The organism is Flavobacterium humidisoli, from assembly GCF_023272795.1.
GTDB lineage: Bacteria > Bacteroidota > Bacteroidia > Flavobacteriales > Flavobacteriaceae > Flavobacterium > Flavobacterium humidisoli.
The window spans coordinates 858857-872376 of the sequence record NZ_CP096829.1 but is presented as its reverse complement, the minus strand read 5'-3'; the positions used below and the strand labels follow the sequence as shown (position 1 = coordinate 872376).

Annotated in this window: 9 protein-coding genes; 8 read left to right on the top strand and 1 reads right to left on the bottom strand. The window is 35.7% G+C overall.

Annotated elements, in window-relative coordinates:
- Positions 1–224: 224 nt before the first annotated feature.
- The 5 genes from M0M44_RS04125 (at position 225) to M0M44_RS04105 (ending at position 10378) form a co-directional block, all read left to right on the top strand.
- Positions 225–1781 carry a GH39 family glycosyl hydrolase gene (locus M0M44_RS04125; RefSeq protein ID WP_248728626.1) on the top strand — a complete coding sequence of 519 codons (1557 nt, stop codon included), beginning with the start codon at positions 225–227 and terminating at the stop codon, positions 1779–1781.
- 90 nt (positions 1782–1871) lie between these two features.
- The gene (locus M0M44_RS04120) at positions 1872–4109 is read left to right on the top strand and encodes a glycoside hydrolase family 3 C-terminal domain-containing protein (RefSeq protein WP_248728625.1); all 2238 of its coding nucleotides are present in this window, start codon (positions 1872–1874) and stop codon (positions 4107–4109) included.
- Between the two features lie 87 nt (positions 4110–4196).
- Entirely contained in the window at positions 4197–5699 is a 1503-nt protein-coding gene (locus tag M0M44_RS04115; RefSeq protein ID WP_248728624.1) for a cellulase family glycosylhydrolase, read from the top strand.
- A 112-nt stretch (positions 5700–5811) separates the two neighbouring features.
- Complete coding sequence (locus M0M44_RS04110) at positions 5812–7758, top strand: sialate O-acetylesterase (protein ID WP_248728623.1); 1947 nt, start codon at positions 5812–5814, stop codon at positions 7756–7758.
- Positions 7759–7969: 211 nt separating this feature from the next.
- Complete coding sequence (locus tag M0M44_RS04105; protein ID WP_248728622.1) at positions 7970–10378, top strand: glycoside hydrolase family 95 protein; 2409 nt, start codon at positions 7970–7972, stop codon at positions 10376–10378.
- Between the two features lie 194 nt (positions 10379–10572).
- Here M0M44_RS04105 and M0M44_RS04100 read toward each other — a convergent pair whose 3' ends face one another.
- Positions 10573–11127, bottom strand: a complete 555-nt coding sequence (locus M0M44_RS04100) for a CvpA family protein (RefSeq protein ID WP_248728621.1) — start codon at positions 11125–11127, stop codon at positions 10573–10575.
- A gap of 243 nt (positions 11128–11370) precedes the next feature.
- On the opposite strand from M0M44_RS04100, the gene M0M44_RS04095 reads away from it, so the two are divergent.
- From M0M44_RS04095 to M0M44_RS04085, 3 genes are all read left to right on the top strand, one after another.
- Positions 11371–11727, top strand: a complete 357-nt coding sequence (locus M0M44_RS04095; protein ID WP_111377556.1) for a hypothetical protein — start codon at positions 11371–11373, stop codon at positions 11725–11727.
- A 152-nt stretch (positions 11728–11879) separates the two neighbouring features.
- Positions 11880–12329: a hypothetical protein gene (locus tag M0M44_RS04090; protein ID WP_248728620.1), complete on the top strand. Its 450-nt coding sequence runs from the start codon at positions 11880–11882 to the stop codon at positions 12327–12329.
- An 84-nt stretch (positions 12330–12413) separates the two neighbouring features.
- Positions 12414–13433, top strand: a complete 1020-nt coding sequence (locus M0M44_RS04085; protein WP_248728619.1) for a phenylalanine--tRNA ligase subunit alpha — start codon at positions 12414–12416, stop codon at positions 13431–13433.
- The last annotated feature ends 87 nt before the right edge of the window (positions 13434–13520 follow it).

Below are 13520 nucleotides of genomic sequence, written 5' to 3'. Positions count from 1 at the left end.
TTTTTATACCGAGCCTTCGGAACTGTCGGGTTTTGTAACGGAATGATTACGCATAATTTGTAGAGATGCACTGCAGTGCGTCTAACATATTGTTAGAAAATAAAATATTTAGCCACAGATTAAAATGATTAAAAAGATTTGAATCTGCAAAATCTGCGAGAGAAAAGAAAAATCCTTTAGAATCCTATTAATCTGTGGCAAAAAATAAAAAAACCATTTTCCAGATGAAAAAACTTTTAATAGCAGCAGTTTTAATTACTTCAGTCCATTTGATGGCACAAAACCGAACGATAAAAGTAGATTACAACAAATCGGCTGGAAAACTAAACACCATGTTTAAAGAATGCATCGGTGCCGGAAGAGCAAACGAAGGTTTGAGAGCCGACTGGCAACAGCAGTTGGCATTGGTTAAAAAAGAATGCGATTTTAAATACATTCGATTTCATGGTTTATTGTCTGATGATATGGCCGTTTATCGTGAAGATTCAAAAGGAAATCCAGAATACAATTACCAATACGTAGACGTTTTGTTCGATTATATTGTGAGTCTGAAAATGAAACCTTTTGTTGAATTAGGCTTTATGCCGAATGCATTGGCAAGCGGAAAAGAAACTATTTTTTGGTGGAAAGGAAATGTGACGCCTCCAAAAGATTATAAAAAGTGGGAAGATTTAATCAAAAATCTAACCCAGCATTTTACAGAACGTTACGGAGTTGAAGAAGTAAAAACATGGTATTTTGAAGTTTGGAACGAACCGAATTTATCTCCAGGTTTTTGGACAGGAACTCAGGCAGAATATTTCAAATTGTACGATTACGCAGCGCGCGGTGTAAAAGCAGTAAACAAAGATTATAAAGTGGGCGGACCAGCAACAGCAGGTGCAGGATGGGTTCCCGAAACAATCGATTTTTGTGCTAAAAACAATGTGCCTTTAGATTTTATCTCAACGCATACTTATGGTGTAAACCAAGGATATTTGGATGAATTCGGGACTTCTGGAACCGTTTTAAGTCCAGACGAAAACAGTATTAGCGGAGACGTTATTAATTCGCGTAAGCAGATTACCAATTCGGCTAAACCCAATTTAGAACTGCATTACACAGAGTGGAGTTCGTCTTATACGCCAGCAGATCCCATTCACGACAGTTATCATTCTGCGGCTTATATTCTGCAGAAATTAAAACAAGTTGGAAACGCTGCAAACTCTATGTCGTATTGGGTTTTTACAGATATTTTTGAAGAACCAGGGCCAAGATTTACGCCTTTTCATGGGGGTTTCGGATTGTTGAATACGCAGGGAATTAAAAAGCCAGCTTATTTCTCGTATCAATTTTTGAATAAATTGGGAGAAACAGAACTTCAAAATTCGGATAAAGCTTCGTGGACTTCTAAAAATGCAAAAGGCGATGTACAAGTTTTACTTTGGGATTTTACCAATACACATCCGGGCGAGAAAGTTTGGAATCAAACCTATTACGTTCAGGATCTTCCATCAAAAGAAAAGGGAAAAGTAAAGGTTGAAATTGACGGAATGCAGAAAGGAAAATATACTTTAGAAATCTATAAAGTAGGTTACAAAGTAAATGACGTTTATGCCGATTATCTGGCTTTAAACAAACCAAGTCAGTTGACGCGTGAGCAGGTAAATGCTATGAAAAAGAAAAATAACGGCGATCCAATTGCAATAGAAAAAATAACAATTGATGCAAAAGGAACGTTCAGCAAAGAATTCAAAATCAATGAAAACGATGTTGTTTTTCTAAATTTGATAAAACAATAGACAAAAAACCACAAACATATAATATTAACGGTATTTAAAGATCATGTGTGAGGAATCAAAAATCTTTAAATCTAAAACACCTAACTATCTATGAAAAACAAAATGATATTCCTTTCGGCAGCTCTTGTTTTTGCATTGTTTACTTCTTGTAAAAATGATGCGCAGACAACAGCGTCAAATACAGCAGAGACAGAAGAATACGTAGGAAAAGAAATAAGCACAGATCATGATGCAGAAATCGACAAACTGATTTCGCAGATGACATTAGAAGAAAAAATCGGAATGCTTCACGGGAACAGTATGTTTGCTAATGCGGGCGTAAAACGTTTAGGAATTCCAGAATTAAAAATGGCCGATGGTCCGTTAGGAGTTCGTGAAGAAATTTCACGCGACAATTGGGCTCCAGCGGGATGGACAAACGACTTTGCAACTTATTATCCTGCAGGAGGAGCTTTGGCAGCAACTTGGAACGCAGAAATGGCGCATACTTTTGGAACCAGTTTAGGAGAAGAATTACGTGCCAGAGACAAAGACATGTTACTTTCGCCAGCCATCAATATGGTGAGAACACCGCTTGGAGGAAGAACATACGAATACATGTCTGAAGATCCGTTTTTGAATAAAAAAATCGCCGTGCCGTTGATTGTTGGTTTACAAGAAAAAGATGTAATGGCGTGTGTAAAACATTACGCAGCAAACAATCAGGAAACCAATCGTGATTTTGTCGATGTACAAATTGACGAGCGTACACTTCGTGAAATTTATCTTCCAGCTTTTGAAGCTTCAGTAAAAGAAGCGAAAGCATATAGTATAATGGGCGCTTACAATAAATTTAGAGGCGAATACTTATGTGAAAATGATTATATGCTAAATAAAATCCTTCGTGATGAATGGGGATTTAAAGGAATCGTAGTTTCAGATTGGGCAGCGGTGCATTCTACAGCAAAAGCTTTGAAAAATGGTTTGGATATTGAAATGGGAACACCAAAACCTTTCAATGAATTTTTCTTAGCCGATAAATTAATTGCCGCAGTTAAATCTGGAGAAGTTTCTGAAAAAGAAATTGACCTGCATGTAAAACGAATTTTAAGAGTTTTATTCCAAGTTAAAGCAATGGGCGGAGGCGAGCGTGCCAAAGGAAGCATTGCAACTGAAGCACATTACCAAGATGCTTACAAAATTGCTGCAGAAGCAATCGTGTTGTTGAAAAACGATAATAATGCATTGCCATTAAAACTAGACGGAGTAAAATCTATTGCCGTTATTGGAAATAATGCGACAAAGAAAAATGCTCTAGGCGGATTTGGTGCAGGAGTCAAAACAAAAAGAGAAGTTACTCCGCTTGAAGGTCTTAAAAATAGACTGCCTTCATCAATAAAAATCAATTATGCTGAAGGATATTTAGAGCGTTACGATGAAAAAAATAAAGGAAACTTAGGAAATATTACTTCTACAGGGCCCGTAACAATCGATAAATTAGATGATGCAAAAGTACAAGAAGCAGTAGAAGCGGCTAAAAATTCTGATGTTGCGATCATTTTTGCAGGTTCAAACCGCGATTATGAAACAGAAGCTTCAGATAGAAGAGATTTGCACCTGCCTTTCGGACAAGAAGAATTAATTAGAAAAGTTACTGCAGCTAACCCTAAAACTATTGTGGTTATGATTGCCGGCGCTCCTTTTGATATTAATGAAGTAAGCCAAAAATCTTCTGCTTTAGTTTGGAGCTGGTTTAATGGTTCTGAAGGAGGAAATGCTTTGGCAGATGTAATTTTAGGAAAAGTAAATCCGTCAGGAAAATTGCCTTGGACAATGCCTAAACAGTTAAAAGATTCTCCTGCACATGCAACAAACAGTTTCCCTGGAGATAAAACTGTAAATTATGCTGAAGGAATCTTGATTGGATACCGTTGGTTTGACACTAAAAATGTGGCTCCTTTATATCCTTTCGGTTACGGATTATCATATACAACTTTTGCGCTTGATAATGCAAAAGCAAATAAAGAATCTTACGCTCAAAATGAGGTAATTGAAGTTACTGTTGAGGTTAAAAACACTGGAAAAGTAGACGGAAAAGAAGTAGTGCAACTATATACTTCTAAATCTGATTCTAAAATTACCCGTGCAGCACAAGAATTAAAAGGTTTCAAAAAAGCTTCTGTGAAAGCAGGAGGCTCTGAAAAAGTAACAATTAAAGTACCAGTAAAAGAATTGGCTTATTACGATGTTGCATCTAAAAAATGGACAGTTGAGCCAGGAAAATACACTATCAAAATTGGAACTTCTTCAAGAGATATTAAAAAAGAAATTCAAGTAACAGTAAAATAACCACTGTTCTTTTTTGATAAAATCTAACTATAATTAACGCCAGCCCTTTTAAAGCTGGCGTTGATGTTAACCACCAAACCAAATAAGATGAAAAATACAATTAAAGATTACCTGTTAAGCTTCGCCCTGTGTTTTGCTTTTTTAGGAGTTTTAGCCTGTAGTTCTGAAAAAGAAGATACAACTCCTGTATCTATAAAGACACTTAGTTCGAGCACAAATAAAATTGATTTTGAAAGTAAAGAGACAACTATTGATGTAACGATTAATTCTACTGGCGTTACTTGGACATTGAGCAATCCTGTAAGCTGGATAAAATTAAGTCAAGCAGTTGGAACTTCAGGAAGCACGATTGTAAAAATTACGGCTTCAGAAAATGTAGATACAGCAGTACGAAATGCAGTATTGAAATTAACTTCTACTGAAGGAAATGCTTCAGAAATTACCGTTTCTCAAGCGGCTGGAGCTACAGCAGGTTTATATCCAAGTTATAATACGAATCCAATTGCAGCAGATGCCTCTGGAATGGGAAGTTCAGCAGTTGAATTGGCAGCTAAGATTAAACTCGGATGGAACATCGGAAATACTTTGGAAGCAACTGGAGGTGAAACCGCTTGGGGAAATCCAAAAGTTACTAAAGAGCTGATTGATGCTGTAAAAGCAAAAGGTTTCAATGCGATCCGTATTCCGTGTTCTTGGAATCAGAATTTAGAAAATGCTTCAACGGCAAAAATTAAAACCGAATGGCTGAACAGAGTAAAAGAAGTAGTGCAATACTGCGTCGATAATGATATGTACGTTTTGGTTAATATTCACTGGGACGGCGGATGGCTGGAAAACAATATTACCGAAGCCAAAAAAGTAGAAAACAACGCCAAACAAAAAGCCTTTTGGGAACAAATTGCAACACATTTAAGAGGTTTCGACGAGCATTTGCTTTTTGCAAGTGCCAACGAACCAGCGGTTGAAGATGCTGCTCAAATGGCAGTTTTAACTTCTTACCACCAAACTTTTATTGATGCAGTTCGTTCAACTGGAGGAAAAAATGCTTCTCGTGTTTTAGTCGTTCAAGGTCCGACAACAGATATCGAAAAAACAAACAAATTAATGACTACATTGCCAGTAGATAAAGTAACTGGCAGAATGATGGTCGAAGTGCATTATTATTCGCCTTGGAACTTTGCTGGTTTAACCAAAGACGAAACTTGGGGTAAAATGTTTTATTATTGGGGAACTGGTTTTCACTCTACAACCGATACAGAACGAAATGCCACTTGGGGAGAGGAAGCAGATTTGGAGAAAAACTTCAAATTAATGAAAACGCAGTTTGTAGATAAGGGAATTCCAGTTTTATTGGGAGAATTTGGAGCGATCCGAAGAACAGCTTTAACGGGAGACGCTCTGACTTTACATTTAAATTCAAGAGCTTATTATTTAAAAACAGTGGTAAAAACAGCAAAAGCAAACGGATTATTACCATTTTATTGGGATGAAGGAAGCATGGGAAACAACGGTTTCGGAATTTTCAATAGAAGCAATAATACTGTTTTTGATACTCAGGCTTTAAACGCTTTAATCGAAGGATTACAGTAAAAAATGTAGTTAAACAGTATAAGTGATATAAGTAAATTTAAGCACGATATTAAGCTAAAACTTAAAATAACTTATATCACTTATAGGGTTAAAAATATTTAAATTAGAAAAAATGAAAAAGAGTTTACTGTTTATTTTTCTGATAATTAGTGTTTTGTCAAATGCTAATGTGAGAATGCCTTTAATATTCTCTGACGGAATGGTGCTTCAAAGAGATAAGCAAATTCCAATTTGGGGTTTTGCAGATCCAAATGAAAGTGTAGAAATTCATTTCAACAAACAAATTAAAAAAACACAAGCGGATAAAAGCGGAAAATGGACAGTAAATTTAAGTCCAGAAAAAGCTGGTGGACCATTTGAATTAATCATTATTGGAAAAAATAAAATCACAATCAAAAATGTTTTGGTTGGTGAAGTTTGGATTTGCAGCGGACAATCTAATATGGAATTTCAGGTTTACAAAACCATGAATGCCGAAAAAGAAATTGCGGATTCTAATTATCCAATGATTCGTCATTTTGGTGTTGCCCAAGATTTAAGTGGTACTCCAAAAGACGATTTGAAACAAGGAAAATGGGAAGCAGCCAACAAAGAAACGGTTGGCAATTTTACAGCAGTGGGTTATTATTTTGCTAGAAAATTGTATGCAGAATTAAAAATCCCAATCGGTATCATCAATACTTCTTGGGGCGGAACAAACGTAGAAACCTGGACAAGCCGTGAAGCTTTTCAAAACAGCCCAGAATTCAAAGCCATGATTGCAGATGTTCCAGTGGTTGATATTGATTCGGTTTTTGAAATTTATAAGAAATTAGTTTTAGATAATCTCAAAAAAGTGCAAGGTTTTGATGTTTCTCTGGAAAATGAAAATCAATTTAAAGATCTTAATTTTCAGGATAAAAACTGGCCGGAAATAAAAGTGCCTTCTCTTTGGGAAAATCAGCAGATTGGCAATATCGATGGAATTGTCTGGATGAGAAAAACAATTGTTTTAACAGCAGAACAAGCCAAAAAAGAAGCTGTTTTGCATTTAGCAAAAGTTGATGACGAAGACAAAACTTATGTAAACGGAATTGAAGTTGGAACAAATAATCTTTGGGACAAACTGCGAGTTTATAAAATTCCTGCAAATGTCTTGAAAGAAGGTACCAACGTAATAGCAGTTAGAATTACAGATTACAGCGGCGGCGGCGGCATCTATGGCGATCCAACTGATTTAAAAATCGATTTTAAAGACACAAATCTTCCGCTTGACGGACTTTGGAAGTTTAATGTTGTGCAGGTAAAAATTGCAATTTCGCCAAACAGTTATCCTTCATTATTGTACAATGCAATGGTAAATCCGTTGGTTCCTTATGCGATGCAGGGCGTTTTATGGTATCAGGGCGAAGCCAATGTTTGGAGAGCAGCAGAATACAAAAAGTCATTTCCGTTAATGATCAACGATTGGAGAACGAAGTTCAAGCAAGGAGACTTTCCTTTTTACTTTGTTCAATTGTCAACTTTCGACGAATTTGGCGGCAACAGTCAAAAAGGAAGCCGTTGGGCAGAACTTCGCGAAGCACAATCTGAAACTTTAAAATTGAAAAATACCGGAATGGTTGTTACAACCGATATTGGTAACGCAAAAGACATTCATCCAACAAACAAGCAAGACATCGGCTTACGATTAGCGGCTATTGCGATGAACAATATTTACGGTAAAAAACAAGTTCACAACGGGCCAACTTATAAGTCTCAAGAAATAAAAGGAAATCAAATCATTTTGACTTTCGATAACATTGGAAGTGGATTATCAACGCCAAATAACGATGAATTAAAAGGATTCGAAATTGCAGGTTCAGACAAAGTTTTTCATTCCGCGAAATCGATAATCAAAGACAACAAAATAATTGTTTCTAGCGATAAAGTTCAAAATCCAGTTGCAGTGCATTACGGATGGGCAGATGATGATACAGCAATAAATCTTTTCAATAAAGAAAAATTCCCTGCATCACCTTTCCGAACCGATAATTGGGAAATGATTACGGCGAATGAAAAGTATTCGGTGAGTAAATAGTACTTAGTGAATAGTAATTAGCTCTTAGTAATTAGTGAGAAGTAAAGGTAATTTGAACGGTTTTCGAAACTTGTTTGAATGAAAAATAAATTAAAAATGTTCCGTTAGGAACAATTCATCGGTAGCAACGGATGAAATCCGTTGTAAAAAATTAACAATACAATATTGTTCCGTAGGAACATCTGATCGGTAATATTTAAAACGCAGCAAAATGAATTCAAAGCTCATAAAAAAAACATTTCTCATCTTACTTTTTACATCGTTCTATACAAACATTTCAGCACAGTCCAAAAATGTTTTATGGTACAAACAGCCTGCAGAATTCTTTGAAGAAAGCTTAGTTTTAGGAAATGGAAAAATGGGAGCAACCGTTTTTGGCGGCGCCAATTCGGATAAAATTTATTTGAATGATATTACGCTTTGGTCGGGCGAACCCGTAAATGCTAATATGAGTCCAGATGCGTATAAAAACATTCCAGCAATTCGCGAAGCTTTAAAAAACGAGAACTATAAACTGGCTGAAGAATTAAATAAAAAAGTTCAGGGAAAAAACTCCGAATCGTATGCGCCTTTAGGAACATTAGAAATCAATAATTCCGAAAAAGGAAAAGCAATAAATTATCATCGGGAACTGGATCTTTCGAACGCGATTTCCAAAGTAAGTTACGAAATGGCCGGCATAAAATATACGCGTGAATATTTTGTTTCGGCTCCAGATCAAATTATGATCATCAAATTGACAGCCGACCAAAAAGGCGCTTTAAATTTTGATGTCAATTTAAAAAGTCTCTTAAAATCAAATGTTGAAGTAAGAAACAATATTTTGGTTTTAACAGGTTCTGCACCAATTCATGAAAATGCTGGATATACCGTTTTACCCAAATATTTAGACATAAAAGAAAGAGGAACAAGATTTACGACTTTAATCCAAATCAAAAAAACAGATGGAAAAATTACAAGTTCGAGAGAATCTTTAAGTTTAAAAGATGCAACAGAAGCTACTATTTATGTCTCTGTTGCCACAAGTTTTAATGGTTTTGATAAAAATCCCGCGACAGAAGGTTTAGATGAAGTGTCAATTGCATTGCAAAATTTGAATAAAGCGTATGCAAAACCATTCGATAAAGTAAAAGAATCCCATATTGCCGATTATCAAAAATTCTTTAATCGTGTAAATTTAGATTTAGGAAAAACAACCGCTCCAGATTTACCAACAGACGAACGTTTATTGCGCTACGCTGATGGAAAAGAAGATAAAAATCTAGAAATTTTGTATTTCAATTTCGGGCGTTATCTGCTAATTAGTTCGTCAAGAACTTTGGGCGTTCCAGCTAATTTGCAAGGACTTTGGAATCCGCATTTGAGTCCGCCTTGGAGTAGTAATTACACGATGAATATTAATCTCGAAGAAAATTACTGGCTGGCAGAAAACACCAATCTCTCCGAAATGCATTCGTCACTTTTGAGTTTCATTAAAAATCTTTCGGTAACAGGAAAAGTTACGGCTAAGACTTTTTATGGAGTAAATAAAGGCTGGACAGCGGCACATAACTCAGATATTTGGGCAATGACCAATCCAGTTGGGCAATTTGGAAAAGAAGATCCAATGTGGGCTTGCTGGCCAATGGCGGGCGCGTGGCTGAGCACACACATTTGGGAACATTACACTTTTACGCAAGATTTAGCCTATTTGAAAAAAGAAGGATATCCGTTAATGAAAGGCGCAGCCGAATTCTGTTTGGGCTGGCTTGTACCAGATAAAAACGGAAATCTCATTACGTCGCCATCAACTTCGCCAGAAAATCAATATAAACTGGCAGATGGTTTTGTCGGAGCGACTTTATATGGCGGAACAGCCGACTTGGCTATGATTCGTGAATGTTTTGATAAAACGATAAAAGCTTCAAAAGTACTGAATACAGATGCTGATTTTAGAACAAAATTAGAAACAGCGCTTGCAAAGCTTTATCCGTATCAAATTGGTAAAAAAGGAAATCTTCAGGAGTGGTATTTTGATTGGGATGATAATGATCCAAAACACCGTCATCAATCACAGTTATTTGGACTTTTTCCGGGCGATCACATTACGCCTTTAAAAACACCTGATTTGGCTGAAGCTTCAAGAAAGACTTTAGAAATAAAAGGCGATGAAACTACAGGCTGGTCAAAAGGCTGGCGAATCAATCTTTGGGCGAGACTTTGGGACGGAAATCGTGCTTATAAAATGTATCGTGAATTACTTCGCTATGTTGATCCCGACGGAAAGAAAACAGAAAAACCAAGAAGAGGAGGAGGAACATACCCGAATTTATTCGATGCCCATCCGCCATTTCAAATTGATGGTAATTTTGGAGGCGCAGCAGCGGTTGCCGAAATGTTAGTTCAGTCAGACGAAAACGAAATTCGATTACTTCCTGCTTTACCGGATGCTTGGGACGAAGGTTCTGTAAGCGGTATCTGCGCAAGAGGCGGATTTGAAATTGAAATGACTTGGAATAATAAAAAACCGGAAAAAGTAATTGTTTCTTCTAAAAATGGAGGAAAAACAACTTTGATTTTTGGTGATAAAAAACAAGAGATTGTTTTGAAAAAAGGAGAAAGCCTAGAAATCAAATTCTAAATAGTATTTTTAGAAAAGCTTCGGAGAACGAAATATATTTCGCTCCGCTGGAGCTTTTTTACATTCACACGATTTAAATTTCTATAAATATTTTGCCTCTCTGAGGCACTATTGAAATCAGTAAATTATTAAAAAATAAGAAACCCGACAGTCCCGAAGCCTAGGGATAAAACCTGTCGGGTTTGATATACGAATTATTCTTTTTCAGATTCAGAAGTTTCTTTTTCTTCTTGTGGCTTTTCAGAATGTTCCTTTTTAAAAGTCTCGTACCATTTTTCGATTGATGGATACACAAAAGCGGCAACTTTCTTTACTGGATTATAAAAAATGTAATTGTCTAAAGTTTCTTTTTTAGCGAAAGTATTATTGAAATTGATTTTTTCGAACAAAGCGATAAAAACACTTAAAATAAGAATGGTTTTTAAAATCCTGAAAAGACCTCCACCTAATTTGTTCATCCATCCCAACATAGCAAAATCGGCAATTCCTGTTAATATTTTAGCTAGAAAATAAACACCAATTACAACTAGAATAAAAGTTAAGACAAAAGCCGTAATTTGAATATTGGTCGGATTCCAAGAAACGTGTTTTGAAATCATTCCAGTCATTAACGAAGAAAATTTAATGGCAAGATAAATTCCTAATAATAGAGAAATGAAAGAGGCAACTTCTACAAAAAGGCCATTTTTAATGCCTTTATACAAACTGTATCCTAAAAGTGCGGCTACAATAATATCAAAAAAACTCATTTTTTATGGGTGTTTAATAAAGGCGCAAATATAGATTTTTTTTAGGTTCAAAGGTGCAGAGAGACAAAGGTTCATGGGTTTTATGGCAGATGTAGTTGTATGTGTTTAAATTTTTTAGGCACATTGAGTTCGAACTCTGTATCTTTGCAAATCAAATTTAGAGTACAGATTGTAATTCTGCCCCCTTCAGAATTGAATTTTTGAGCAATCTAATATCTAAAATCAACAATCTAAAATCATACAATGTCTAGAGATACACAACTAAAAGAGCGCTGGGAAAAGCTCGTTGATATACTTTCCAATCAGTTTTCGCAAGGCGAAGATTTAGATTTGGATGCCATAATTTACTTAATCGGAGTTCAGGAATACGGAAAAGTGCACCGCGAATATAAAAAAGACGAAAAATTGAATCTAATGCACATTGCAATCTGTCGATTGCTAGAGCCATATGGATTTTATGAATTCGAATATTTCGACGACGAAGGATGGCCTCATTACAAAGTAAAAGAAAATTTGCCGCCGTTAAAAGCTGGTGAACAATCGGTTTTAATGAAAGAAGCGATTGTAAGTTATTTTTTAGAAAGAAAACTTATTGAATAGAATCTTTGAGTTACAGTTCCAGTCTCGGTTTACTGGACCGAGACTGAGACTAAAATACTGAAAACTAAACAAGAATGTGCAGATACGCAATGACATCCTACAAGCCTCATTATGCTTGTTTTAATTGTCGAAAGACATTTAAAAGAAGATTAATGGTTGATGTAAAAAAAGGAGAAGCATCGGTTTTTGAAGCCAAATGTCCGCAATGCGCAGAGTTTATGGCCAATATGGGATTAGATTTTGAGTCACCTAAGAAAGATGATATCAAAAAATGGGAACATATTAAAAGTTTATTTTCGGTAGGCATTACGTTTCATTCGTGCGGTTGTAGTGGGCCTGGCTATATTCCAAATTCAAAAGAAAAATTAATAGAGTATTTTGAAGGGATAAAAAAAAGATATCTTGAAAATATGGGCTTTTGGCGCACTAGAATTGAACCCACCAATAAACAAGAAAAAGAAAGGGATTTAAATAAAAACTGGCATAAATTAAGCAGTATTTCTTCTAATTACAAAAAGGAAATAGTAACCAATCAAGAAGGTTTAGATTATTGGCATGTAAAGATTAAACAAGTTGAAGAAAAGTTAAATCTGATAAAATAATTTACGGAAAACCTAAAACTGCGACTGAGACCGCACACTTTCAACTAAAAACACTAAATTTGTACTCTCAATTATCGAAGGAAAATGATAGATAAGATAAAACAGCATATAGAGGAAGCTAAAGCCTTTAATGAGAAAAATAAAGAATCGTTAGAACAATTCCGTATTAAATATTTAGGAAGTAAAGGTTTGTTGAAAGAACTTTTTACTGAATTTAAAAATATTCCAAACGACCAGAAAAAGGATTTTGGACAAGTAATCAATACTTTAAAAGCTGTTGCTGAAGAGAAAGTAAGAGTTATTCAGGAAGAGCTGGAAAGCAAAGAAGAGTCTAAAGGTATTTTTGGTGATTTAACACGTGCAGCAGAACCTGTAATTATTGGTTCTCGCCATCCGATTTCTATCGTTAAAAATCAGATTATAGATATTTTTGCCAACATTGGTTTCAACGTTTCTGAAGGTCCAGAAATTGAAGACGACTGGCATAACTTTACTGCATTGAACTTGCCAGAATACCATCCGGCACGTGATATGCAGGATACGTTTTTCATTCAGACCAATCCTGATGTGCTATTGCGTACACATACATCATCAGTTCAGGTGCGTTATATGGAAAATCATAAACCGCCAATTCGTACGATTTCTCCAGGGCGTGTTTTTCGTAATGAAGCAATTTCTTCTCGTTCGCACTGTATTTTCCATCAAGTGGAAGGATTATACATTGACAAGGATGTATCTTTTGCCGACTTGAAACAGACGTTGCTTTATTTTACAAAAGAAATGTTCGGAAAATCTAAAATTCGTCTTCGTCCGTCTTATTTCCCATTTACAGAGCCAAGTGCTGAAATTGATATCTATTGGGGTTTAAAAACCGAAACAGATTACAGAATCACAAAAGGAACTGGATGGCTGGAAATTGGAGGATGCGGAATGGTAGATCCAAACGTTTTGAAAAACTGTGATATTAATCCAGATGAATACAACGGATTTGCTTTCGGAATGGGAGTAGAGCGTATTGCAATGCTTTTATACCAAATTGGAGATATCCGTATGTTCTATGAAAATGATGTTCGTTTCTTAGAGCAGTTCAAATCAAATATATAATTTAAGTCATAAAGTCGTAAAGTCGAAAATTGAAAGTCAGATTAAAGGCTTTTGATTTTCGACTTTACGACTTTCGACTTTTAAACT

Bases quoted from the DNA above. Each gene is read 5' to 3' on its own strand.
- M0M44_RS04125 (WP_248728626.1), top strand. From the start codon at position 225: ATGAAAAAACTTTTAATAGCAGCAGTTTTAATTACTTCAGTCCATTTG.
- M0M44_RS04120 (WP_248728625.1), top strand. From the start codon at position 1,872: ATGAAAAACAAAATGATATTCCTTTCGGCAGCTCTTGTTTTTGCATTG.
- M0M44_RS04115 (WP_248728624.1), top strand. From the start codon at position 4,197: ATGAAAAATACAATTAAAGATTACCTGTTAAGCTTCGCCCTGTGTTTT.
- M0M44_RS04110 (WP_248728623.1), top strand. From the start codon at position 5,812: ATGAAAAAGAGTTTACTGTTTATTTTTCTGATAATTAGTGTTTTGTCA.
- M0M44_RS04105 (WP_248728622.1), top strand. From the start codon at position 7,970: ATGAATTCAAAGCTCATAAAAAAAACATTTCTCATCTTACTTTTTACA.
- M0M44_RS04100 (WP_248728621.1), bottom strand. From the start codon at position 11,127: ATGAGTTTTTTTGATATTATTGTAGCCGCACTTTTAGGATACAGTTTG.
- M0M44_RS04095 (WP_111377556.1), top strand. From the start codon at position 11,371: ATGTCTAGAGATACACAACTAAAAGAGCGCTGGGAAAAGCTCGTTGAT.
- M0M44_RS04090 (WP_248728620.1), top strand. From the start codon at position 11,880: ATGGTTGATGTAAAAAAAGGAGAAGCATCGGTTTTTGAAGCCAAATGT.
- M0M44_RS04085 (WP_248728619.1), top strand. From the start codon at position 12,414: ATGATAGATAAGATAAAACAGCATATAGAGGAAGCTAAAGCCTTTAAT.